Source organism: Rhodococcus sp. YL-1 (genome assembly GCF_001942025.1).
Taxonomy (GTDB): domain Bacteria; phylum Actinomycetota; class Actinomycetes; order Mycobacteriales; family Mycobacteriaceae; genus Rhodococcus_F; species Rhodococcus_F qingshengii.
This window is the reverse complement of the sequence record NZ_CP017299.1, coordinates 4,900,431-4,924,328: the sequence shown is the minus strand read 5'-3', so window position 1 is coordinate 4,924,328 and position 23,898 is coordinate 4,900,431. Positions and strand designations below refer to the sequence as shown.

General features: G+C 62.3%; 23 protein-coding genes and 1 pseudogene. 13 read left to right on the top strand and 11 right to left on the bottom strand.

Annotated elements, in window-relative coordinates:
* Nucleotides 1-15 precede the first annotated feature (15 nt).
* Both BH682_RS22750 and BH682_RS22745 read left to right on the top strand, forming a co-directional pair.
* Nucleotides 16-456: an Lrp/AsnC family transcriptional regulator gene (locus BH682_RS22750; RefSeq protein WP_020970517.1), complete on the top strand. Its 441-nt coding sequence runs from the start codon at nt 16-18 to the stop codon at nt 454-456.
* Between the two features lie 57 nt (nt 457-513).
* Nucleotides 514-939, top strand: coding sequence for a VOC family protein (locus tag BH682_RS22745; protein ID WP_003940409.1), 426 nt, complete (start codon nt 514-516; stop codon nt 937-939).
* Here BH682_RS22745 and BH682_RS22740 read toward each other — a convergent pair.
* Together BH682_RS22740 and BH682_RS22735 are read right to left on the bottom strand one after the other, a co-directional pair.
* Nucleotides 936-1,946, bottom strand: coding sequence for an AraC family transcriptional regulator (locus tag BH682_RS22740; protein ID WP_003940556.1), 1,011 nt, complete (start codon nt 1,944-1,946; stop codon nt 936-938). The two genes, BH682_RS22745 and BH682_RS22740, sit on opposite strands and share 4 nt — an antisense overlap.
* Entirely contained in the window at nt 1,943-3,133 is a 1,191-nt protein-coding gene (locus BH682_RS22735) for a pyridoxal phosphate-dependent aminotransferase (protein ID WP_075834193.1), read from the bottom strand. Before BH682_RS22735 ends, BH682_RS22740 begins: the two co-directional genes overlap by 4 nt.
* A 135-nt stretch (nt 3,134-3,268) precedes the next feature.
* Here BH682_RS22735 and BH682_RS22730 point away from each other — a divergent pair, with 135 nt between their 5' ends.
* The 5 genes from BH682_RS22730 (at nt 3,269) to BH682_RS22710 (ending at nt 7,091) form a co-directional block, all read left to right on the top strand.
* Nucleotides 3,269-3,847 (top strand): carboxymuconolactone decarboxylase family protein, encoded by a 579-nt coding sequence (locus BH682_RS22730; protein ID WP_007733549.1) that lies wholly within the window; start codon nt 3,269-3,271, stop codon nt 3,845-3,847.
* 125 nt (nt 3,848-3,972) lie between these two features.
* Entirely contained in the window at nt 3,973-4,368 is a 396-nt protein-coding gene (locus tag BH682_RS22725; RefSeq protein WP_003940157.1) for a TOBE domain-containing protein, read from the top strand.
* Between the two features lie 25 nt (nt 4,369-4,393).
* Nucleotides 4,394-5,203 carry a molybdate ABC transporter substrate-binding protein gene (modA, locus tag BH682_RS22720; RefSeq protein ID WP_019744970.1) on the top strand — a complete coding sequence of 270 codons (810 nt, stop codon included), beginning with the start codon at nt 4,394-4,396 and terminating at the stop codon, nt 5,201-5,203.
* Nucleotides 5,200-6,009 carry an ABC transporter permease gene (locus BH682_RS22715; protein ID WP_020970514.1) on the top strand — a complete coding sequence of 270 codons (810 nt, stop codon included), beginning with the start codon at nt 5,200-5,202 and terminating at the stop codon, nt 6,007-6,009. Before modA ends, BH682_RS22715 begins: the two co-directional genes overlap by 4 nt.
* Nucleotides 6,006-7,091 (top strand): sulfate/molybdate ABC transporter ATP-binding protein, encoded by a 1,086-nt coding sequence (locus tag BH682_RS22710; protein WP_007733546.1) that lies wholly within the window; start codon nt 6,006-6,008, stop codon nt 7,089-7,091. Before BH682_RS22715 ends, BH682_RS22710 begins: the two co-directional genes overlap by 4 nt.
* Here the strand turns inward: BH682_RS22710 and fadD11 are convergent.
* The 7 genes and pseudogenes from fadD11 to BH682_RS22675 form a co-directional block, all read right to left on the bottom strand.
* Nucleotides 7,067-8,868 (bottom strand): annotated as a pseudogene (gene fadD11, locus BH682_RS22705) (fatty acid--CoA ligase FadD11). The gene BH682_RS22710 and the pseudogene fadD11 sit on opposite strands and share 25 nt — an antisense overlap.
* Nucleotides 8,865-9,827 (bottom strand): SDR family oxidoreductase, encoded by a 963-nt coding sequence (locus BH682_RS22700; RefSeq protein ID WP_075834190.1) that lies wholly within the window; start codon nt 9,825-9,827, stop codon nt 8,865-8,867. The pseudogene fadD11 and the gene BH682_RS22700 overlap by 4 nt, the downstream one beginning before the upstream one ends.
* A gap of 4 nt (nt 9,828-9,831) precedes the next feature.
* Entirely contained in the window at nt 9,832-11,265 is a 1,434-nt protein-coding gene (locus BH682_RS22695; RefSeq protein ID WP_075834188.1) for an aldehyde dehydrogenase family protein, read from the bottom strand.
* Nucleotides 11,262-11,762: an SRPBCC family protein gene (locus BH682_RS22690; protein ID WP_007733538.1), complete on the bottom strand. Its 501-nt coding sequence runs from the start codon at nt 11,760-11,762 to the stop codon at nt 11,262-11,264. The genes BH682_RS22695 and BH682_RS22690 overlap by 4 nt, the downstream gene beginning before the upstream one ends.
* Nucleotides 11,759-12,850 (bottom strand): PDR/VanB family oxidoreductase, encoded by a 1,092-nt coding sequence (locus tag BH682_RS22685; RefSeq protein WP_007733536.1) that lies wholly within the window; start codon nt 12,848-12,850, stop codon nt 11,759-11,761. Before BH682_RS22685 ends, BH682_RS22690 begins: the two co-directional genes overlap by 4 nt.
* A gap of 3 nt (nt 12,851-12,853) precedes the next feature.
* A complete protein-coding gene (locus tag BH682_RS22680; protein WP_075834186.1) occupies nt 12,854-13,780 on the bottom strand; it encodes a metal-dependent hydrolase in 927 nt (308 codons plus the stop codon).
* Nucleotides 13,780-15,336, bottom strand: coding sequence for a flavin-containing monooxygenase (locus BH682_RS22675; RefSeq protein ID WP_054782246.1), 1,557 nt, complete (start codon nt 15,334-15,336; stop codon nt 13,780-13,782). The genes BH682_RS22680 and BH682_RS22675 overlap by 1 nt, the downstream gene beginning before the upstream one ends.
* Nucleotides 15,337-15,519: 183 nt before the next feature.
* Here BH682_RS22675 and BH682_RS22670 point away from each other — a divergent pair, with 183 nt between their 5' ends.
* Complete coding sequence (locus BH682_RS22670; RefSeq protein WP_007733534.1) at nt 15,520-16,176, top strand: TetR/AcrR family transcriptional regulator; 657 nt, start codon at nt 15,520-15,522, stop codon at nt 16,174-16,176.
* Nucleotides 16,173-16,799, top strand: a complete 627-nt coding sequence (locus BH682_RS22665; RefSeq protein ID WP_075834184.1) for a TetR/AcrR family transcriptional regulator — start codon at nt 16,173-16,175, stop codon at nt 16,797-16,799. The genes BH682_RS22670 and BH682_RS22665 overlap by 4 nt, the downstream gene beginning before the upstream one ends.
* Before the next feature lie 4 nt (nt 16,800-16,803).
* Here the strand turns inward: BH682_RS22665 and BH682_RS22660 are convergent, their stop codons facing one another.
* Nucleotides 16,804-17,982: an acyl-CoA dehydrogenase family protein gene (locus BH682_RS22660; RefSeq protein WP_047271188.1), complete on the bottom strand. Its 1,179-nt coding sequence runs from the start codon at nt 17,980-17,982 to the stop codon at nt 16,804-16,806.
* A gap of 187 nt (nt 17,983-18,169) precedes the next feature.
* On the opposite strand from BH682_RS22660, the gene BH682_RS22655 reads away from it, so the two are divergent.
* On the top strand, nt 18,170-19,891 hold the full coding sequence (locus BH682_RS22655) for an FUSC family protein (protein ID WP_075835431.1): 1,722 nt from the start codon (nt 18,170-18,172) through the stop codon (nt 19,889-19,891).
* Here the strand turns inward: BH682_RS22655 and BH682_RS22650 are convergent.
* Nucleotides 19,867-20,829, bottom strand: coding sequence for a sigma-70 family RNA polymerase sigma factor (locus tag BH682_RS22650; protein ID WP_075834182.1), 963 nt, complete (start codon nt 20,827-20,829; stop codon nt 19,867-19,869). The two genes, BH682_RS22655 and BH682_RS22650, sit on opposite strands and share 25 nt — an antisense overlap.
* Nucleotides 20,830-21,106: 277 nt before the next feature.
* Between BH682_RS22650 and BH682_RS22645 the strand changes: the two genes are divergently transcribed.
* Genes BH682_RS22645 through BH682_RS22635 form a run of 3 tightly spaced genes read left to right on the top strand, consistent with a single transcriptional unit; the run spans nt 21,107 to nt 23,869 of the window.
* Complete coding sequence (locus tag BH682_RS22645; protein ID WP_007733528.1) at nt 21,107-22,186, top strand: ABC transporter substrate-binding protein; 1,080 nt, start codon at nt 21,107-21,109, stop codon at nt 22,184-22,186.
* Entirely contained in the window at nt 22,183-23,004 is an 822-nt protein-coding gene (locus tag BH682_RS22640) for an ABC transporter ATP-binding protein (protein WP_075834180.1), read from the top strand. Before BH682_RS22645 ends, BH682_RS22640 begins: the two co-directional genes overlap by 4 nt.
* A complete protein-coding gene (locus BH682_RS22635; RefSeq protein ID WP_075834178.1) occupies nt 22,997-23,869 on the top strand; it encodes an ABC transporter permease in 873 nt (290 codons plus the stop codon). The genes BH682_RS22640 and BH682_RS22635 overlap by 8 nt, the downstream gene beginning before the upstream one ends.
* Nucleotides 23,870-23,898: the final 29 nt, after the last annotated feature.

The following is a 23,898-nucleotide window of genomic DNA, read 5'->3' as shown; positions in this document are numbered from 1 at the left end:
CGCAATAATAGTGCGATGGATGCCATGGATGACGCAATTTTGTTTCACCTACGCCAGGACTCGAGTTTGACCAATACCGAGTTGGCGGATCTGGTGGGTCTGACACCGTCCCCTTGCCTGCGCCGCGTGAAAAAGCTCGAAGCCGACGGAATCATCACCGGGTACCGGGCGATCGTCAGTCAGGAAGCGCTCGGTCGAGGATTTCAGGTGATCGTCACCGCCGAGATCGGAGTCAACGACCAGGCCACCATCGAGGACTTCGAATCCCAGGTCGCCGCCTTCGACGAAGTGATCGAATGTCGGAGATTGTTCGGAATTCCCGACTACTTCATTCGCGTCGCGGTGAAAGATCTCGCGACGTACGAGAACTTCATGGTCACCAAGCTCAGCGGGCTTCCGGCTGTCTCGCGGGTGACATCGCTGATCACCATGAAGACCATCAAGAGTGTCGACTGATGCCCGGGCTCGGCTGAACCTTCACTAGGTGTCGGTGGTCGGCGTTAACGTCGGAACATGGGATACGAATTTCAAGTCACAGTAGATTCGGCACATCCGCACGAACAGGCGAAGTGGTGGGCCGCAGCACTCGGGTGGGCAGCGGAGCCCAGCGACGAAGACTTCATCAGGGGCCTCGTCGCCGCTGGTCACGCCAAGGAATCCGACACCACGACATTCGAGGGAGTCCTCGTCTGGCGCGAAGGTGCGGCCATCAGCGATCCGGAGCATCCCGAACGTCCCCGCGTTCTGTTCCAACTGGTTCCGGAATCGAAGACGGTGAAGAACCGGCTCCATTTCGACATACGAGTGGGCGACAAGCGCGAGGATGTCGCAGCGCACCTCGAGACGGTGGGGGCGACGATCCTGCACCGAGGAGCGCAGGGGCCGAGCGTGTGGATCACGATGACCGATCCCGAAGGAAACGAGTTCTGCGTCAGCTAGCGGTACGAACTCGGAGTGTCGCCGGTCCATCGTTTGAAGGCGCGACGGAAGGCGCTGGGCTCGGAGAACCCCAATCGCGCCGAGAGTACTTCGACGGATTCTCCGCGCCGCAAACCAGCGATGGCTACGTCGCGGAGCACTTCCTCGCGCAGTTGATTGAGTGATGTTCCGTCACGCCGCAGCAGTCGACGCAGATGGGGAACGCTGATCGAGAGCATCTCCGCGATCTCCTCGGCCGTGGAGGTTCGCCCCTTCACCCCGAGTTCCAGGACCCGTCGTACCTGCGCCGACGCAGTGCTGTCGTAATCACGTTCGGACATGAGCTGAATCGGAGATTCTCGGAGGTACTCCTCCAACGTCTCCTCGGTTTGGATGATCGGTGCACGCATGGCCGAGTTGTCGAACTCCAGTGCCGCGCGCTTCGCGCCGAAGGTGACCGGCGCTCCGAAGATGTAGTCGTAGTCCTGCGCCAACCGTGCATCCGGTGCCGAGTACGGAAACTCGACCGCCCGAAGTCGGACGCGCTTTCCGATCAACCATGCGGAAAATCGGTGCAGCAAGATCAGGACGAAATCGGTTGTGACACGTTCTGCGACATCAGGTTCGGCGACGCCTTCGCGAGCTCGGACAGCGAAACTCACCCGAGTGCTTTCCTCGCCCTTCTCGATCGACAGTGGGGCCAGAGCCGGTAGCGCACGGATCACGTCGGACATTCGAGCGAAGGCCGATCCGAGATCAGGGCAATGGATCAACGTCAGGCAGATCAATCGGAAAGTGCCACGGGGGACCGGGGCGGATCCGAGGCCGAACAATTCGTCGTCGGTGATCTGCCAGGTGGATTGGATGAACGTGGTGACCTGAGTCGGGGTCAGCCGGGCGCGCGGGTCGGACAGTGTCTCGAGGTCGATCCCGGCAGCGCGCAGTGCACCCGACAAGTCGACGTCGTTGTCCGGCGAGAACGCGAGATAGCGGTGGACGAATGCGGTCGGGATGGTCCGCGCTGTCATGGGTGCGCTGCTCCTTGGAGCAGGTGGAGACGGCGTGCAGCTTCGGACAGAATGTGGTCCTGCTTGCAGAAGGCGAAGCGCACCAGGTGCTTCCAATCGTCGCGGTTGTCCGCGAACACGTCGACCGGAACGGCCGCGACGCCGATCCGCTCGGGCAGTGCGCGGCAGAAATCTCCCGCATCGGTTTCGCCCAACGGTCTGATGTCGGCAAGGAGGAAGTACGTGCCGCCACCGGAATGCAGCGTGAAACCGGCCTCGGTCAGAGCTTTACCGAGCACGTCGCGTTTGCCTTGCAAGCTCTGTCGAAGTTCGACGACCCACGGCTGTTCGTTGGTGAGCGCGTAGGCAACGGCCGGTTGGAACGGTGCACCGGCAACAAATGACATGAACTGCTTGGCGGCACGGACTCCGTCGATGAGTTCGCGCGGGCCGATCGCCCAGCCGGTTTTCCAGCCGGTGACATTGAAAGTCTTTGCGGCACTGGACACCGTGACGGTGCGCTCACGCATGCCCGGGAGCGACGCCATCGGTGTGTGGGTGAGGCCGTCGAAGACCAAGTGCTCGTAGACCTCGTCGCTCAACACGATCAGGTCGCGTTCGCACGCGAGTTCGGCGATCGCTCGAAGTTCGTGATCGGTGAATACGGTGCCGGTGGGGTTGTGAGGACTGTTGACGATCAGCATCTTCGTCTTGGCGGTGATCGCGCCGCGCAATGCATCGAGATCGACCGCAAATCCGTCTCCCGCGGTTACCAACGGAACTGTGCGACGTACAGCGCCTGCCAACGCGACGGATGCAGCGTAGGAGTCGTAGTACGGCTCGATCAGCACTACTTCTTCGCCGGGTTCGACCAGTCCGAGAATCGCAGCACTGATCGCCTCGGTGGCGCCGACGGTGACCAGAACTTCGGAGTCGGGATCACTGTCGAGTCCGTAGCGGATGCGCCGATCCTCCGCGATGGCCTGACGCAAGACGGGCATGCCCGGACCGGGCGGGTATTGATTGACGCCCTCGGCGATGGCTCGGCGCGCTACCTCGAGCATGGCCGCAGGACCGTCGGTATCCGGAAAGCCCTGACCGAGGTTGACCGCGTCGTGAAGTGTGGCCAACGCTGTCATCTCGGCGAAGATCGTGGATGCGAACGGCTGCAGACGCGAGACGGTGCGGTTGCGGGGCGTCGAAGGCATCTTTGCAGCTTAGTCGGCTGACACCGCATCCTCACATCCGCTCGGACGCGGTGCTTGTCACGTTTGAATCGCCGCCATCGTCCAACTCTGTAGAGAGCATCGAATCCGGTGCCCCAGAACATACGGAGGCTTGCCATGACTCGCATTCCCGCAGTGACACCGTCAGAAGCCAGTCCGTTGATCAAAGTGGCATACAAATTCGCCGCCAGGCAGTACGACGAAGTCCCCGAGCCCTTTGCCGTCCTGGCCAACCATCGGAAATTGTTCGTAGCGGCTGCCCGCCACGAAATGGCTGTGCAGAAGGCGTCGAAGGTGCTGCCGTCGAACATTCGTGAACTGGCCGTCTATCGCGTCGCCTGGACTGTCGGCTGCTCGTGGTGTGTCGACTTCGGGACGATGCTCTCGCGCTTGGACGGTTTGGACATCGACAAGTTGAAAGAGATCGCGAACTACCGGGATTCATCGAAGTACAGCGAAGACGAGCGGGCCGCGATCGCCTACGCCGACGCCATGACCGGTGACCCCCATGGGGAGAACGGGGTGACGGACGAACAGGTCGCGGATCTCGAGCGCAGGTTCGGGCGAGCGGGCGTCGTGGAACTGACCTATCAGATCGGGCTCGAAAACATGCGCGCCCGGATGTATTCGGCGTTGGGGATTACCGAGCAGGGGTTCAGCACCGACTCCTGCCGTGTGCCCTGGGCAGAAGAATGATGCGCTGATTCGTCTACGGCAACTATCGACAATGCTCCGCAGATACGTGATCATGATTGACTAGTTCACGCATCTGCGGAGCATTTCGGCTTGTTAGGTCCGCACTTGCGACCTACGATCACCTGGTGCCCAACATTCGAATCCGCGAAGCTGCCGGCCTGCTCGGTGTCAGTGACGACACCGTCCGGCGGTGGGTCGACGGTGGGCTTCTCACCGCGACGACGGACGACTCCGGCCGCAAGGTCATCGACGGTGCCGAGTTGGCGGGCTTCGCCCGGTCCAACGCCGGACCCGCACCGGCCGATCCGCTCACGGGTGCGAGTTCGGCCCGCAACCGGTTCGCCGGCCTCGTCACCAAGGTCGTCACCGACAAGGTGATGGCTCAGGTCGAAATGCAGTGTGGGCCGTTCACTGTCGTCTCGTTGATGAGTACCGACGCGGTTCGGGAGCTCGGACTCGAGGTCGGGAGTATCGGAGTCGCAATCGTGAAGGCCACCACGGTCATCGTGGAAACGCCGTAGTTTTTGAACATACTGGAGGAAATTCGTGAAGCGTGTAGTCGGACTTGTTGCAGCAGGTGCCTTTTCGCTTGCCCTGGTGACCGGTTGTAGTTCCTCCGACAATTCTTCGTCGGAGACGTCGTCGGCCGCTCCGACCACAACCACTTCCAGTGATAGTGCCACGGGAAGCATCACCGTCTTCGCAGCGGCGTCACTCAAGAACAGCTTCACCGAACTCGGCAAGGAATTCGAGTCCGAGAACCCCGGTTCATCGGTCACATTCAGCTTTGCCGGGTCCTCGGACCTCGTCGCTCAGATCACTCAGGGCGCACCGGCTGACGTGTTCGCCTCGGCTGACGCCGCCAACATGACCAAGGCCACCGACGCCGGCGTCGTCGCGGGGTCGCCCTCGGACTTCGCGAGCAACACCTTGACGATTGTTGTGCCGCCGGGCAATCCGAAGGGCATCGCGTCGTTCGCCGATCTGGCAAAGGAGGGGACGCAACTGGTGATCTGCGCTCCGCAGGTCCCTTGTGGCGCGGCTACGAAGAAGGTCGAGACGGCCACAGGCGAGACCCTCTCGCCCGTCAGCGAAGAATCGTCGGTGACCGACGTTCTCAACAAGGTGACGTCCGGGCAGGCCGATGCCGGCATCGTTTACGTCACCGACGCGAAGTCCGCTGGTGACAAGGTTCAGACCGTCGCGTTCCCGGAAGCCACCACGGTGGTCAACCTGTACCAGATTGCGGTGCTGAAGGATTCGAAGAATTCGGAAACGGCAACGAAGTTCGTCGATCTCGTGAAGGGGCCCAAGGGCCTGGCAGTTCTGAGTGACGCGGGATTCGCTGCCCCGTGACACACCTAAGACCGGCGGTCCGGGCTCCGCTCGGGTTGCCGGTATGGATTTACCTTCCCGCGCTGATCGGCGGGGCGTTTGTCATCGCTCCCTTGGCCGCGATGCTGGCCACCGTGCAGTGGTCGCAGTTCTGGGAACTCGTGACTTCCGAATCGTCGGTTGCCGCGTTGAAACTGAGTTTGAAGACAGCAGCGATGAGCACGCTGCTGTGCATCCTGTTCGGCGTACCGATGGCCGCGGTGTTGGCGCGCAGTCATTTTCGGGGACTGTCCGTTCTTCGATCCTTGATTCTGCTCCCGCTGGTTCTGCCGCCCGTGGTGGGCGGTATCGCGTTGCTGTACACGTTCGGGCGCAAAGGGTTGATCGGTGAGCAGTTGGAAGTGCTCGGCATCCAGATAGCATTCTCGACAACCGCGGTGGTCCTGGCGCAGACGTTTGTCGCGCTACCGTTCCTCGTCGTCAGCCTCGAAGGTGCGCTACGCACTGCGGGCACACGATACGAGGCCGTAGCCTCGACGCTCGGAGCCCGCCCGACCACCGTGCTTCGCCGGGTGACTTTGCCGCTGGTGCTTCCCGGTCTGGTGTCAGGGGCAGTGCTGGCTTTCGCTCGCGCACTGGGGGAGTTCGGTGCAACGCTGACGTTCGCGGGAAGTCTGCAAGGGGTCACGCGTACCCTGCCGTTGGAAATCTATCTCCAGCGTGAGACCGATCCGGATGCAGCGGTAGCGCTTTCGCTGGTGTTGGTCGTAGTCGCGGTGGTCATCGTGGTTGCGGTGCGTGGACGAGGATCGGCGGGTTCGTTGTGAGTGGCCTCCACGTCGACATCGAGATTCCGGAGCGCGACGTCGTTGCGACGTTCGACGTCGCGGCCGGTGAGGTGACCGCTGTCCTCGGACCGAACGGCGCAGGCAAGTCGACGGTACTGGCGGCGGTTGCCGGACTACATCACCCGCGGCGTGGGTTGATCGAACTGAATTCCCGCGTTCTCACCGATACCGGTAGGGGAGTCGCGTTGGCGCCGCATCGGCGCGGCACTGCTCTACTCGCGCAAGAGGCACTTCTCTTTCCCCACCTCAGTGCGGCCGCGAACGTGGCGTTCGCGCCGCGCAGTGCAGGGCGGTCGCGTCGCGATTCCGCCGATTCCGCGCGCCACTGGCTCGACGCAGTCGACGCCGCCGAATTGGCTGACCGCAAGCCGTCACAGCTCTCCGGCGGTCAAGCGCAACGAGTCGCAGTGGCGAGGGCATTGGCTGCCGAACCCGAACTACTCCTGCTCGACGAACCGATGTCTGCGCTCGACGTCGCCTCCGCCCCGGCATTGCGGTCGTTGCTGCGTAGAGTGCTCCGAACAGGAGATCGCACGGCCGTGCTCGTCACGCACGACGCTCTGGATGCGCTGGCCCTTGCCGACACCGTTGTCGTGCTGGACGGCGGCCGGGTCGTCGAACGTGGTGACGTACGAACAGTTCTGACTCGCCCGCGTAGTGCATTTGCAGCACGCATCGCAGGGATCAACTTGCGCAGCGGCACGATGGCCGGAGACGGAATGCTCAGAAGTCCGGTCGGGGTGGATATCGCGGGCCAGACGGAGACCGACCTACCGGCCGGCAGTGCCGCCGTGGCAGTCTTCGAGCCGCGAGCAGTGTCGGTCTACCTGGATCCGCCTCACGGGAGCCCACGAAACGCGTTTGCGGTCACGATCGCGGAGATCGAAAACCGAGGCGATGTCGTCCGAGTCCGAGCCGAGGACGAAGCCGGCCAGCCGGGCTTGTCTGCCGACATCACGGCGAGCGCAGCGGCCGAGCTCGATCTGGTTCCGGGATCGGCCGCTACGTTTGTGGTCAAGGCCACCGAGACGCTGATCTATGCGCAGGGCGCAGGCTCGTAGACGTCCTCTACGACCGAATCCGCATAGAGGGCTGCAATTTCGGACGCGTACTTCTCGGCTATCGGCTTGCGCCTGAGCTTCATCGTCGGTGTCAGCTCGTCGCCGCCTGGCTCCCAGAACGTGGTGAGTACGTGAAACCGCTTGATCTGCTCGGCCCTCGACAGACGCGAGTTTCCCTCGGCGACAGCAGTTGCAACGATGTCGACGATCCGAGCGTCCTTGGCGAGTACCGCGGCCTCGGCCGCAAGTCCCAGTGAGCGTGCCGCTCCGACCGCGGCGTCGGCGCTGAGAGTGATCAACGCTGTGTTGAACTTTCGGCCGTCTCCGACTGCCACGACCTCACCGATCAACGACGACGACGTCTTCACTGCGGTCTCGATGGCAGCGGGGGACATGTTCTTTCCCGACGCATTGATGATCAGCTCCTTCTTGCGATCGATCACCGTGAGGTATCCGTCTGCGTCGGCCGTGACGATGTCTCCGGTCGAAAGCCAACCGTCTGCACTGATCGCTTCGGCCGTTTTTGCCGGTTCGCCGCGGTACCCCTTCATGACCAACGGTCCTCGAACCAGTAGCTCACCGTCCGCCTCGATGCGCATTTCCATGCCTGGAAGCAACTTTCCGACCGTTCCCAGCTTGGTCGGCTCGGCCGGTGCGGTGCTCGCAATGCATGTCAGCTCGGACATTCCCCAGATCTCCGAGATCGGAACTCCCAGGGCTGCAAAGAATGCCAAGGTGTCCGGCGGAATCGGTGCGGCGCCAGAGATGGCCCACTTCAGTTCGGCAAAACCGAGTTTCGCACGCAGAGCGGAGAGGACCATTGCATCGGCTCGGGCGTAGTCCGCTTCCAGTTCGGCGGGGACTGTTTCACCGGCTCGCAAGTGTGCGAGCCGAGTGCGACCGACGTCGAGTGCCCACTGCAATGCCGCTCGCCGCGCGTCGTCCGGTTCGTTGGCGACGGCCGATTCGACTGCAACCTTCAGCTTTCCCACACACGGGGGACGCTGCCCCAGATCGTGGGGCGACAGTCCGGAAGCGCAGCCGCTACCTGGCTCGGATCCGGCACGACAGTGATCTGGGTGCCGAACACCATTTGCATGTACAGGCAGGTGAGCCGATCGGCGATGTGCGCCGACGGCATGTACGAGGTGATGCGGTCACCGAACTCGACGGGGAGTACAGCACTGACGGCGGTGGTTTCGAACAACAGACAGGCATGAGTCGTCTCGACGCCCTTGGGGTTGCCGGTCGTGCCTGAGGTGTAGATCAACGTGGCGACGTCGTTCGGTTTCACCGCACGCCAGGTGCTCTCGAAATCGAAATCGGCGGCAGCAGAGGACTTCATCTGCTCCAGCGTCAGGGTGCCGGACTGCTGGGCAGACGGTTGCGCGTCGACGACCACGATCGTGTCGAGTGTGGCACCGGATCGGCGAACGGTATCCACGTACTGGGCCTCGCAGACGAGCACTCGCGCACCGGAATTGGCGAGGATGTACTGGATGGCTTCGGGTGCCGACGTGTTGTAGATGGAGAAGGATGTCGCGCCGAGGTGTTGGGCGCCGACGTCGATCGGGTAGAACTCGATGCGGTTACTCATCATCAATGCAACCGTATCGCCATGTCCCACGCCGATTCCGGCCAATCCCGCGGCAACATCGCGAACCTGTTCGCCGTACGCGCGCCACGTCAGTGTTCGCGCATCGCCGATGTCTCGCAAAGCCACCGCGTCGGGCGCCACCGCCGACACTCGCTGGAAGGCTGCACACAACGTAGTCATGATGTTCTCCTGGATGCCTTTGGCAGGGCTGATGCATTCGTCGGGGCCGCAGCGGTGGTTCTGACTTCGAGTTCGCGGATCAGGTCGTGTGCCTGTTTGTCTTTTGCCAGGTAACCGTCGGCAAGGACATTGATGAATCCGCGTCCCCACGCCCAGGGTTCCCAGGCAGCGGGGGCAAGGGTCCGGGCGGCGCGGCGCGCGATCGCGTCGGCGATCACGGTGGCGGCACGGTCCGGGGAGATTCGATGACGGAGGGCACCAGGTAGTCGAGCGTCGAGTTTGCGCCCGATCTCGTCGTCGTCGAGTGTTGCGCGTGCAAGTTGTGTATCCACCATCCCGAAGTACGCGATGCCGGCAGTAGCGCCGTAGCCGGCAACCTCGAGACGCAGCGCCCGGCCGAGCGCTTCGACCCCAGCCTTGCTGATCATGTACGAAGCGCCGCCCAAACCGGGGGCGAACGACGCCGCCGATGACACGACGACGATGTGCCCACTGTTGCGGATCACCTCGTCGATGGTCGGATGCACGGTGTTGAAGACGCCGGTGAGATTGACGTCGAGCACACGATCGAAGGCGTCGGGATCGATCTGGCGCAATGTTGCCGGGGGAGGGGTGATTCCGGCGTTGGCCACCACGACGTCCATTCTGCCCAGCTGCTCGATGATCGTTTGCACGGCTGCGGTCATGCCGTCCCGATCTCGGACATCGGCCGTCACCGTCACGACTCGCTGTGACTCGAATGAGCGCTCGGCCGTTGCCAATGAACTCTCGTTGACGTCGACCAGTGCCACGGTGGCCCCACGCCGGTGGAGAGTGCGCGCCAGCGCTGCACCGATACCGTCGCCTCCACCGGTGATCAGTACGACCTTCCCGGCGACGTCGTAGTCGAGTCGGCGTCCGGGCAGTGGAATGCCCAGATCGCGGACTGTTCCCGCAATTGCGGACAAGCGTCCCGTCATTGCTTCAGTGCCTTCCGTGTAGTGCGCGGATGAGAACCTTGACCAGCCAGTCGATTCGGGCGGTCCTTCGAAACGTCGTCAGTGGTAGGGGCGAACGGAATCGTTGCCGAGTCGTCGAACGAGCGTAGGTGAACTCCTTCAGACCATCTGGGCCGTGAACGCGTCCGAAACCAGATGCTCCGACCCCACCCAGTGGCAGGTTGGGAACCGCGGCATACATCACGTAAGAGTTCACCGACGCTCCTCCGGATCGGAGCCGATCGGCAACAGCCGCTCCGTCCTTGCCGAACACGCTTGCTCCCAATGCGTATGGCGACGCATTGACCAACTCCACCGCCTCGTCCATCGAGGCGACCTTGGTGATCGTCATCGTCGGGCCGAAAGTTTCCTCCGTGACGGCGAGGCTGTCTTCGGGGACGTCGACCATGATGGTCGGTTGCACGTACTGGCCGGAGATCGAGCCGAGCCCTCCGAGAACGACACGTCCACCCCGCGACATCGCGTCGTCGATGTGGCGCCGGATTACAGCCACTTGCGAGGGCATGGTGATCGGACCGATCTTGTCTTCGGCACCCGGACCCGCATGAACTCGGGCAGCCAAAGTGATTGTCTTGTCGATAAACTCGCCGTAGACATGTTCGTGCACGTATACACGCTCGACGCCCAGACAGGTTTGACCGGAGTTGGACAATGCTCCCCACACCGCAGCATCCGCGGCGGCACCGACATTTCCGTCGGCATCAAGGATGAGCGCGTCCTTACCACCACATTCCATCAACACCGGTGTGAGGGTCTCGGCGCACGCTGCCATGACTTTCTTGCCCGTCGCGGTCGATCCGGTGAACCCGATCTTGTCGACACCGGCCAGGCACAGTGCCGCGCCGACCGAACCATCGCCCGTGACGACCTGCAGCACAGGATGTTCAGGGACGACCTCGGCGAAGGCGCGGCCCAACCATTGCCCGACTGCCGGTGCGAACTCACTCGGCTTGTAGACCACGGCGTTGCCTGCAGCCAGCGAGAACGAGAGCGAACCGAGTGGGGTGAAGACCGGATAGTTCCACGGACCGATCACACCGATCACCCAGAGAGGTCGATACTCCACCGAGGCGGCCTGATTGACCGTCAACAAACTGGAGCGGACGCTGCGCCTGCCCAATACCTTTCGGGCATTCTTCGACGCCCACGCGAGATGTTCTAGTGCCATGGCGATTTCGAGCATCGCATCAGGGTGCGGCTTGCCCATGTCCCGGTGCACGACGTCGGCGAGTTCGGATGCGCGACGAGCGATGATTCCTCGCCACCGATCCAGTCGACGAGCACGTTGCTCGAATGTCAGTTCTGCCCACCACTCGGAAGCAGTACGGGCGTCGCGCACTGCCTGTGTCACCGTGTCGTCGGACGCCTGTGTGGTCGTGTCGATCTCGGTCGCCGTCATCGTGGAGTTCCTTGAAGTGTGTGGTGGACGGCGCCGTCGGCCCAGCCGCGGGTGACGCGTTGGAGGATCGGTCGGGACAGAGTCAGAATGGGGGCGAACCACGGCTGCGCTTGCACAGCGAACGTCCAGGTGAGGCGGCTGCCAGTCGAAGTCGGTTCCAACACCAGATCTTCAGCGAAGCGTTTGAACCCCGGAAGTGACGCCGACTCCACGTAGAACGACATCCGGCGCCCCTCGTCCCAGCGGAAGAATCGCTCGTTCAGTGCAGCAAAAGCGCCGGCTCGCACGGTTCGCGTAGTCCCGACGCCGAATGGTCTGTCCGAGGTCCAGTCGGCTCCGGTGATCCCGTGCGCCCACGACGTGAGCGCTCCGTCCGAGGTCAACGTCTGCCACAAGCTTTCACATGTCGCTTCGGATTCGATCCGGTGAGTGATCACCAGCGGAGCGGAGCGGATGAAGGCTGCGTCGGCCGCAGAAAGAGAGAATTTTCCCTTCACAGGTCCACCACCAAAGACCCACCGGTGGAACGTGATCGACAGGTCAACATCGAACCAGTACGTTCGGATTCGGTGAGGAGGGTGTCTCGATGCTCGACGGTCCCGGAGAGCACCCGGACCTTGCATGTACCGCAGAAGCCCTGTTGGCATGAATACGCTACTCCGGGAAGTACGCGTCGTATTGCAGCCAAGGCGCTTTCGGACTCGCCCACATCGACGGTGAGACCGGTGCGCGCCAGATGCACCGTGAACTCCTTGCCGTCGACTACCGGGAGTGGGGAGAACCTCTCGCTGTGCACCGATCCGGTCGGGTTGGCGGCGAAAGTTGCCGCACGCACCGTGTTCATCAGCGGAACCGGTCCGCACGTGTACACCGCGGCACCTGGATCCGCAGCAGCGACGAGTGTTCCGATATCCGTCGGACCCAGCTCGTCGTCGGGTCGGATGGTTACCCGGCCGCTGGAATACTCCTCGATCTCGTTCAGGAATGGCATAGCTGCCCGAGTTCGTCCGAGATAGTCCAATCGCCACGGGACTCCGCGGCGGTGACAGCGTTGCACCATGGGAAGTATCGGAGTGATCCCGATTCCGCCCGCAACAAAGAGGTACGACGGAGCAGTGACAAAAGGAAATGCATTCCGCGGCCCTCGTACGTCGACAACCATTCCGGGTTTCAGCGACTCGTGTATCTCGCGGGAGCCGCCCCCGCCTTCGTCGATCCGCCGGACGGCGATCCGATACGAGGTCAAGTCGTCGGGGTCTCCGCACAACGAATACTGTCGTTGCCTTCCCGAGGGGAGAATGACGTCTAGGTGAGCGCCGGGAATCCACGACGGCAGGGTGATTCCTTCCCTCGGGGTCAAGGTGACACTCAGGACGTCTGCGCACTCGAACCGGACGGACTTCACGTCCAGCGTCATGTCGAATCCGCTGTAGCGGACCGGGTTGGGACGCGAAAGTATCTGCGCTGCAGGACTTGACGCAAAGATTCGACGGTATGCGCTCGTCGCCTGTGCGGCAATCCTCAACGACCGGGTCGGTGTGAAGTCTTGTGCGTCGTGAGGACGGTCGGCAGTCGTCTTGTTCATCCTTCACTCTTTTCGGAAGAACGATTGGCGGGCAGGTGAGCGAGCGAGGTAGCGCATGGCTACGTCCATGTCCCCGATCTGGGACGGATGGAAGCTCGGCCGCAGATACGGAGGAATCTCGGTGATCAGGAATTTCATGTTCGGGACCAGGCCGCGGCGAGTGGCGCTGATCAGTTGCAGAGGCCACAGGCGGCCCTTCGCCTTCGACGGGTCCTGCCGGAAGAGGTAGTTCATCGAGGCGATGAACAACACGAACAACGTGAAGCTGGCGAGCAGCGCCGTGCGAACGCGGCGGGCGTAGCTACCGTCCACGTACATGTAGGCGTCGAAGGCCACGTTGCGGTGCTCGACTTCCTCGGCGCCGTGCCACTTGACCATGTCGAGCATCGTCGGGTGCATGCCGGCATCTTCGAGGGCGGGATCGGTGAGCAGCCATTCCCCGACCACCGCCGTGTAGTGCTCCATCGCGGCAAACAAGCCGAGACGTTCACAGAGCCAGGCGTGCTTGGCTTTTCCGGTCAATCCTTTGTCGCCCAATATCTTGTCCACGAGCCAGTCCATCCGGCGTGACATCGGTTTCATGTCCATGCCGAGGTCCGCAAGATGCTCGCGTGCACCTTTGTGCGACGACGCGTGTGTTGCTTCCTGGCCGACGAATCCCACCACCTCTTCGTGCAGGCGGGGGTCCTCGATGAGCGGGAGCGCTTCGGCGAGCGTTGCGGACATGGCCCGCTCTCCCTCGGGCAACACGAGATGCATGAAGTTGATGACGTGGGTGACCATCGGTTCGTTCGGCACGTAATGCAGTGGTACGCCGTCCCAGTCGAATTCGACGTCACGGGCGGCGATCGCATGTGCTTCGTCGGTGTAGCGGCGCGCGCCGGACGGTGCGACGACGGGTGTGCCTCGGAAGGCGTTGATGCCGAGCATTATCGGCTCCTCACGGTTTCTCGGGCAGTGGTGAGTGATTCGGACGAGACGGGTTGTACTTGCGCGTAGTGAGCGAGGTCGGCTCGTTTGGTCCTGGTGCGGAAGGATCGGTTGAATCCGGGATAGAAGGTGTAATTGCGGCCGCCGTCGACGAGGTAGTAACTACTGCACCCGCCGGCGTTCCATACGCTGGTGGCGAGTCGGCGGTCGGTCGCGCGCACGAACTCTCTCTGCACGTCTGCCCGGACGTCGATACTGCCGATGCCGCCCTCGTCCATTTGAAGAATGCAGCTCACGATGTACTCGACCTGCGCTTCGATCGTGACGACCTGCGAGGTGTAGACCACGGAATTGGGGCCGAGGATCATGAAGAAGTTCGGAAACCCGCTGATGGTGGTGCCGAGGAAGGCCTCGGCACTGCCGTTCCACGTCTGCGCGAGGCTGCGGCCGTCCTTGCCCCGGATGATGTCGAACGACGGGTTGTCTCCCATACGAAAGCCGGTTCCCATGACTATGGTGTCGACTTCCCGGAAGGCGCCGTCCGCGGTGAGGACTCCGCGCTCCTGCACCTCGACGATTCCGTCCGTCACCACCTCCACATTGGGTGACGCCAGCGCGGGATAGTAGGTGTTCGAGAACGTCGGACGCTTGCATCCGAATGCGTAGTGGGGGAGCAGCTTTGCGCGAAGCTCCGGGTCCCGCACCTGCCGGCGAAGGTGTGCTCGGCCGAGTGCGGCCAGCCCTTTGAGCAGTGACGGCTTGTACACGAATCCGGGTACCAGGGCTTCTTGGAGCAGGTCAAGTCCCTTGCGTGCCAGTCGTTGGGTGAGCGGCACCCGCTCGAAGAGAGCGCTCGGCCAGCCGGTCATCGGCTGATCCGGGTGCGGCAGGATCCACGTCGGTGTCCGCTGGAACACGGTCAACGTGTCCGCGAGCGGTTGCAGTCTGGGGATGATCTGCACCGCAGAGGCGCCGGTGCCGACCACGGCTATCCGCTCACCGCGAAGGTCGTGGTCGTGGTTCCAGTCCGCGGTGTGGAACATCTGACCACGAAACGATTCGAGCCCGGGAAGGTCGGGTGTGGCGGGGGCACTGAACGGGCCGGTGGCCGCGACCAGGAACTGTGCCTCCCACACGGTTTCCGCAGTGTGTACCCGCCAGATCTGGGCTTGCTCGTCCCACGAAGCTTCTGTCACGTCCTGGTTGCAGTGGAAATGACCGGCCAGTCCGAAGCGATGGACGCAATCCCGGAGATAGTCGTAGATCTCGGGCTGTAGCGGATACAGCCGCGTCCAGTTCGGATTTGGCGCAAACGAGAACGAGTACAGAATCGACGGGATGTCGCACTGTGCACCGGGGTAGGTATTGACCTGCCAGGTTCCCCCGGGCTCCGCGGCACGTTCCAGAACGACGAAGTCGTCGATCCCGGACTGCTTCAAGCGGACAGCCGTTCCGATGCCGCCGAAACCGGCTCCGATGACGACGACTCGTGTTCGGCGAGTTCGAGTTTCCTCGTCACCGGCCGATGGCCCCGAGGTTGGGTCGATGTCGACCATGTGTGACGCCTCCTGATTGGTGCGTGAACAACTGAACGAAGAGTAAGTCTGACATCAAGTGATGTCAACAGCGGTTGATGTCAGAATTCAACTGATTGACATCGGGCGATGTCAGTTCGCTTGCGGAGGTCGCCGCGATAACCTGAGGTCGAGAGCGCTGCCGGTCAGTGAGAACATGGGGACATGACGGATACCGAGGCTCGGCGCACCGGCCCGCGCAGGTGGCGTGGGCAGGAACCGGAAGATCGCCGCGCCGCGCGCCGGACACAGCTGATCGAAGCCGGGTTGCAGATCATGGGTACCGAGGGAGCGGCCGCCGCGACCATGCGTGCGACCTGCCGCGAGGCCGCGCTGACCGAACGGTACTTCTACGAGAGCTTCGCCAACCGTGACGAACTGCTGGTCGCCGTGCTCGACGAGGTCGTTCTCGGTGCGCGTGACACTATTCTGGACGCTCTCGAGGCGGCGCCTTCCGAACCGTCGGCCCTGATCCGCCACGTGGTGAAGGCCTTCACCAACTACGTATTCAAAGATCCTCGACGTGGACGCATCATGTTCGTCGAATCCCAGGCGGAACCTGCGCTGTGGGATCGAGGGCGAGAATTGATGGCGGAGTTCACGAATCCGATTTCCGCGTCGCTCGAGCTGATGTACGGCGGCGAGGCAACCGACTCCGCGAACTCCGAACTCAATTCGGTGGGGCTGTTCGGTGCCCTCGCGTTCATCTATCAGGCGCACACCCCGTCCTCCAAGATCTCTCGAAAGCGTTTGGTGGAGCACATTTCGCTCATGGTCGAGGCGCAGGCGACGGTCAACAGCACGCCCGCGAGAAAAGAATGACGTCCGCGTCGGCCACAGGCGGAAGGCGTCTCGGTCCCGAAGACCGGCGTGAGCAGATCATTGTCAGCGCGGCAAAGGTTTTCGAGGAGAAGTCTTTTGCCGACGTCTCGATGACCGAGTTGGCCAAGGCGGCTGGGGTCGGACGTCCGCTGCTCAATCATTACTTCGGCTCCAAGCGGGAGTTGTATCTCGACGTCGTGCGGCGGTTCGTCTTCATTCCCGAAGTGGCGGTGGACCGCATTCCGCGATCGGCGAGCCAGGAGAAGCGGATCGGCGCCGTGATCGATCGGTGGCTCGACGTCGCCTGGCGTCATCGCGACATGTGGATCTCGACAGTCATGTCCGACGACCTCCGCCGTGATCCCGAGATGGATCGGATCCTGCAGGATGCTGACGACGTTGCTGCGCGACGCATGATGGATGCGCTCGAGATTCGACCGAGTGAAGGCAGCGAGGCTGCTGTTCATTCGATGATCGTGGCGTACGGAGGCTTGGCGAAGGCTGCCAGTAAGCAGTGGTTGGTGACGGGAGCGCTCGACCGCGAACAGGTGCACCTTCTGCTGGTACGCAGTTTGCTCGTCATCGTGCGTGACGTTCTGCCGGCGTGCGAGGCGGATTCCTGATTGCTCAGAGTGATCTCGCCACGAGGTCCTTCATGACTTCGTTCGATCCGGCGTAGATTCGCTGAATACGAGCGTCGGCATACATCTGAGCGATGGGATATTCGAGTATGTAGCCGTACCCGCCGTGTAGTTGCACGCAGCGGTCGATCACGGCGCACTGCTGATCGGTGAGCCAGTACTTGGCCATCGCGGCGGTAGTCGCATCGAGCTGCCCGGCAAGGTATTTGACGATGCAGTCGTCGATGAACGTTCGTGAGATACGAGCGATGGACGCGCACTCGGCAAGTTCGAAGCGCGTGTTCTGCAGATCGAAGAGCTTTTGCCCGAACATGTTTCGGGATTTGGTGTACTCGACGGTGAGGGCGACTGCACGCTCCATTGCCGCAGTGGCTGCAACTCCGCAGATCAATCGTTCGGGCAGTAGCTGCTGCATCAGCTGGGCAAACCCTGTGCCTTCGCGGTCCCCGAGCAGGTTTGTTGCAGGCACCCGCAAGCGGTCGAAGAACAGCTCGGTGGTGTCCTGGCCCTTCTGTCCGACCTTCTCGAGTATTCGCCCGCGCTCGAAACCCGGTGTGTTGTCATCGACCTCGGCCACGATGAGCGACACTCCACGCGCTCCGAGGCTGGGATCGGTCTTGGCGGCAATGATCACCAGATCACAATTGCGACCGTTGGAGATGAAGGTCTTTGCGCCGCTGATCAGATAGTCGTCACCGTCGCGGACGGCTCGGGTGGTGATGTTCTGCAAGTCGGATCCGGTGCCGGGCTCGGTCATGGCGATTGCGCCCACCCACTCGCCACTCACCAGCTTCGGTAGCCAGCGCAGTTTGTGCTCGTGATCGGCGTAGGCATTGAGGTAGTGCGGCACGATTCCCGAGTGCACGCCGAGTTGGAGTGAATGATCACCCGCCATGACCTGCTCGTGGAACAGCACGGCGTCGTGCGCGAAAGTTCCTCCTCCGCCGCCGTACTCGGTGGGGATCGACATGCCGGCGAGCCCGAGCGCCCCGAGTTCTCGATATGCGGATTTGTCGGGAAAACCTTGGGACGCGAAGCGTTTCTGATGCGGTGTGACGTGTTTGGCGAAGAAGTTCCTTGCCAGGTCGGCCACGGCCTCCAATTCGTCGTCCATCCACGGGGACCGTCGTTCTGCGGTCCGGGTTGCGGTAGATCCTTGCGTCATCGTGATTCTCCCGATCGATGAAGTGCGACCCGCGAGCGGATCCGACTCCACCTATCATCCACACTGTTGACATAGTGTCAATAAAGGGGTGGTCGAATCGACCTCCGGACCCGCCTCGAATTCCACGTCGGCCGCCCGCAAGAATGGGAGGACACAGACACGAACAGGCCGGCGCGAAGGATGGGCAGTGGACCCCGAAGAAACATCAGCGGGTCACGAGTCCAACCTCCCGGCTCCGCGGCCGGCGCGCAGCGTCCTGTTCGGATTGCCGCCGGTGGGAAACAGGTACCCCGGAGCGGTTCGCGTCGCCCTAGCCCTGGCGATTCCGGCGGCCATCGCCACACTGCTCGGATTCGGGTCTGCTTCGCTCCTGGTCGGCCTCGGTGCATTTGCATCGATCTACGGTGAGGGTCGTCCGTACCGGAGCAGGTGGAAGGCAGTCGGTATCGCTGCGACGGCGCTGACGATCCTGTCCTTCGTCGGGGCATCGGTGGGTGAGCCCGTCCACCGAGCCATCGCTGAGGGAGCGCCGACGGTGCTGCTGGTCTTTGTCGTGCTGATCATGGCCGTCGTGGTGTCGACCTGCGCCTTCACCGTCGACGCGCTTCGATTGGGTCCACCGGGCGCGTTCTTTCTGTTGCTCACCACCGAGATCAGTTCCGTGATCGCCACTCCCGGTCAGCCGCCGGTCGAGGTCGCGATGTGGACGGCAATCGGTGGGATCAGCGCGGTGGTCGTCTCGATGACGGGAATCCTGTGGGCACCGAGAGCTGTCGAACGCAGTGCTGTACAGGCAGCCGTCTCGGCCGTTGCGGAGTACACGGACGCTCAGGCGACGTACGCCCCACCCGAACTCACGCGAGACAAACGCCACGCTGCAGCACTTCGGCTGCACGACGCGTGGCAGTGCCTTTACCGCGGCGCAATCGTCGGGAAAGACCACCCGTTGACCCGTGAACTCGAACGAGCGCAGATCTCGATGGCCAGAGCGATCTCCGACGACCACGATCCGGAGCTCATGGCGGACCCCGCGTTCGACGTCGACGAGGTCGGGGCCCACCCGCCTCTGCCCGACCCGACGATCCGATATCGGTTCCTCCGCGCCTGCAATCCGTCCAGCCGAGCGTCGGTGACGGCACTTCGGCTGTCCATTGCCTGTATGGCGGCGGGAACCCTCACCGTCCTGCTCGGCATCGATCGCCCGGACTGGGCGGTGATCGCCGCGGCGATGGTCCTTCATCAAGGACCGGATCGAATACTGGGCACCTATCGCGGAATCCACCGCATCGGCGGAACCGTCCTCGGGTTGATTCTGTTGGGTGCCATCTACGCCTGGAGTCCGACCGGTCTGTGGTTGGTGGCGGTACTTGCAGTCCTGATGGCGGGGATCGAGCTGTTCCTGGTGCGGAATTACGGGATAGCCGTCATCTTCATCACCGCCCTCGCGATTCTCCTCGGCGCGGCCGGTGGTGCGCACGGGACCGTCCGACATCTGATCCTCAGCCGCATGCTCGAGACGGCAATCGGCGTCGTCGTGGCGTTGGTGGTCCTGTGGACGGTGGGGCGCGGTGCGCATCGACGCACTCTGATCTGGGTCGACGAACGGGCGGGTAGCGTCCTGTTCAAGCTGCTGACCGAAATTCGCGCGAGGCACTATGCACCACAGGCGAATTGGTCGGAGCTTTCGGAGCTTCGTCGGGACCTGGACTTCGAACTGCGAGGTAGCGCGATGGCCGGGATCGACGCCGCCCACAACGAACCCGAGTGGGCGTCGCAGCAGTGGAGGACGCACACCGAATTGCATCATCTGGGATCGGATGTACTGCACCGACTGTGGTTCGGCACGCAGGTGTCCAGATCACACCTCGAGGAATGGGAGTCTCGCTACTTGCGTTCGGGTTCGGTGTGATCGAGCATCGGCACAGCGCTGAACTTGGCTGGATTCGCAATGTCGTAGGCTGCGCACACAACTCCGTCGCGGACAGTGAAGCCGGCAACGCGAGCGGCGAACTGCGGGTACTGGTCGTCCCCCGGTGAGCCGGCGAATACACCGCCGAGCTGTCCGTTGACGAGAACCGGTGACATCGAGAACACCGCTGCCGGTCCGTACTTGCGGGCCAATCCCAGATAGAACCGCGCGACACGATCGCTGCCGCGCACAATGTTGACAGCCGTGCGGGTAGTTCCGCCTGCGTCACCGATCAGGACGGCATCGGGATCGAGTGCACCTATCACGGCGTTCAGATCTCCACTCGCGATAGCCGTCACCAATCGCTCGACGGCAGCAGCATGCTCCTCGCTACTGACCGGGACCGGCGCCGACGCTGCGGCTTTACGGGCCCGCGAGGCCAACTGACGGGCAGTGGCTACTTCGATGTCGAGGATGCGCGCAACCTCGGCGAAGGGCACGTCGAAGCCGTCATGCAGGACGAAGGCAACGCGTTGAGCGGGAGTAAGGGTGTCCAGGACGACGAGGGCAGCAAAACGATTCTGTTCCTGCGTCACGACGTACTCCAGCGGATCGGGTGTCGCTGAGGGTGTGCCCGCCGTGGCGTCGACGGGCGTGACGATCGGCTCCGGAAGCCACTGTCCGACATAGCTTTCTCTTCTGACCGCGGCCGATTTGAGATGATCGAGGCAGATCCGACCGACAACAGTGGTGAGCCATCCGCGCAGCTCGCGGATCTCGAGGTCGCTTCCTTGTCTCGATTGTGCGACTTGCAAGCGTATCCATGCCTCCTGCACCGCATCCTGAGCGTCGCTGAAACTTCCGGTGAGACGGTAGGCCACCGACGTCAGGTGGCCACGGTGTTGCTCGAAGTCCTGCGCAGTCGTCGGCGAAAGCATGCCCTCATGATACGGACCTCACACATTAAATCCGGCATGAATGTAACCGTTGACCCAGGTAGTGGGTGCCGACGTATGGTTTCGGCACTGCTCACGGCTCGATCCTGTCTGCACATTCATTGGAGTCTCACGTGTTTCGGTCTTTCCCGCTCATGTCGCTCAACTGTTGTCGTTGAACTGACATTCCCCACACCTGCCTGTGCCGAGCGCCGCACACGGCGCTCCGGACAGGTGTAGCCGAGAACTGAACCAATCATCTTCTACAGGAAGCAACTTCATGATTCGCCCTCGTTTCGCGCGCTCGGTAGCCGCGGTCGTCGCTCTTGTCACTCTGTCCAGTTTTGCCGTTGCCTGCTCGGGCTCCTCTGACGAAGTGGTCAAGACCGCCGATGGCAAGACCGTCCTGCGGTACGAGGGCAGCACCGGACAGGTCATCTACCCCGAACTGGCCGCTGACCTCGGCTACTTCAACGACGTGGAGCTCAACTGGATCGGCGATACGACCAGCGGCCCTCAGAGCATTCAGAACGCAGCGACCGGTCAAACCGAGTTCGGCGGAGCGTTCAACGGGGCGGTGGTGAAGTTGGCTTCCGCGGGTTCACCGATCACCTCGGTCATCGGGTACTACGGCTCCGACAAGGAGAGCTTCAACGGGTACTACGTTCTCGACGACAGTCCGATCAAATCGGCGAAGGACCTGATCGGCAAGAAGGTCGGGATGAACACCCTCGGTGCGCACCACGAGTTCGTCGTGCGTGAATGGCTTGCGCGGGAGGGGCTTACACCGGACGAGATCAAGCAGGTGGAACTGATCGTGGTTCCGCCGGTCAACACGGAACAAGCTTTGCGGCAGGGACAGATCGACGTCGCCACCCTCGGCTCGGTCTTCCGTGACTCCGCGCTCGAACGTGGTGGCCTTCGCGAGCTGTTCACGGACGAATCGTTGTTCGGCTCGTTCACCTACGGCACGTTGGTGTTCCGTGACGACTACATCGCGCAGAACAAGGAGGCGGTCGCCGATTTCGTGCAGGGAACAGCGAGGGCCATCCGCTGGACGCAGACACACCCACGAGAAGAAGTGGTCGCGAAGCTGACGTCGATCATCAACAGCCGCGGACGCAACGAGGACACCAAGCTCATCAGCTACTGGAAGAGCCCAGGAGTCGCCGGCCCCGGCGGAACGATCACCGATACCGAGATCAGCACGTGGATCGACTGGCTCACCCGTAACGGCGAACTCGAAGAAGGAAAGTTGAAGCCGTCGGACATCTACACCAACGAATTCAACCCGTACGCCAACGGAACGTATTCACCCGACAGCGGCGCTGACGGACAGGCACTGGAGGCAGCAAAATGAGCACAGAACCGAAACTACGGCTCGAGCACGTCACCAAACAGTTCGACATTCGTGGGACCGACGAAGTTTTCACCGCGGTCGAGGACATCAACATCGACGTGGCGCCGGGGGAGTTCCTGGTCCTCGTCGGGCCGAGTGGTTGCGGCAAGTCGACTCTGCTGGACCTCCTCGGAGGACTCAGTTCGCCCACTTCCGGTCGAATCCTTCTGGACGGCAAGCAGATCACGGGCCCAGGCTTGGATCGGGGAATCGTCTTCCAGCAATACGCGCTACTTCCATGGCGAACTGCACGTCACAACATCGAGTTCGGACTCGAAGCGAAGGGCGTGAAGAAGAGCGAGCGACGCGAGCTCGCCGAGCATTACCTCGAACTGGTCGGTCTGCAAGGTTTCGCGGATCGCTATCCGCACGAGTTGTCCGGTGGAATGAAGCAGCGAGTCGCGATCGCCCGCAGCCTGGCATTCGACCCCGAAGTGTTGCTGATGGACGAACCATTTGCTGCGCTGGACGCACAGACGCGAGAGTCGCTGCAGGACGAGCTTCTGCGCATCTGGAAGGCCACCGGCAAGACCATCTTGTTCATCACCCACGGAATCGACGAGGCCATCTACCTCGGGCAACGTGTTGCAGTACTGACTTCGCGGCCGGGGCGCGTCAAGACGATCGTCGACATCGACATCGACCGGTCCGCCGACGACGTGCGATCAGGTGAGGAGTTCCGAGTGTTCCGGCACCGGATCTGGACGCTGCTGCACGGTGAAGTCGAGCGCGCTCGGGCCGGCGAACTCGATCCTGCCAAGGAGGTTGCACATGTCTAGCGCATTGGCGACGCCGGAGGTGGTCGCCACCCCGAAACCGTTGGCCGACATAACACCTGACATTGCGCAGCGGAGCCAGGCCGGCGGCAAGGCGGCGCGCTACATTCGTTCCACCGCCTGGCGGATTGCCAAGCCGTCGATTGCGATCGCGATCTTCCTCGGGATCTGGGAAGCGGCACCTCGGCTCGGGCTGGTGGACAAGGTCTTCCTCCCGCCCTTCACCGAAGTTGTGTCCGCATTCTTCACTCTCGCCGAGAACGGACAATTGCAAGAGCATGTTTCGGCCAGTCTGACGCGTGCGCTGACCGGATTCTTCGTGGCCATCGCGATCGCGATTCCGTTGGGAATCGCGATCGCCTGGTACCGCCCGGTCTCCGACTTCCTCAACCCGATTCTCGAATTGTTCCGCAACACAGCAGCCTTGGCTCTGCTTCCCGTCTTCGTGCTGATTCTCGGAATCGGTGAGGAATCGAAGATCGCCCTGGTGATCTACGCCTGCACCTTCCCGATTCTGCTCAACACGATCTCCGGTGTGCGAACAGTGGACCCCCTGCTGATCAAGTCCGCTGCCTCGCTGGGGTTCTCCTCGATTCGGCTGTTCCAGAAGGTGGTTCTGCCCGCCGCTGTTCCCACGATCTTCACGGGTATCCGCATGGCAGCCGCGTCGTCGATTCTCGTGCTGATCGCCGCCGAAATGGTCGGGGCCAAAGCCGGTCTCGGGTATCTGATCACCGCTTCACAACTCAACTTCCAGATCCCGAACATGTACGCGGGCATCGTCGCGATCTCGTTGTTGGGTCTGACAATCAACGCGATTCTGGTCCTGATCGAACTTCGGCTCTCGCGCTGGCGCGTCACCACCTGACCACACATTCACGGAAAGATTCTGCGAAC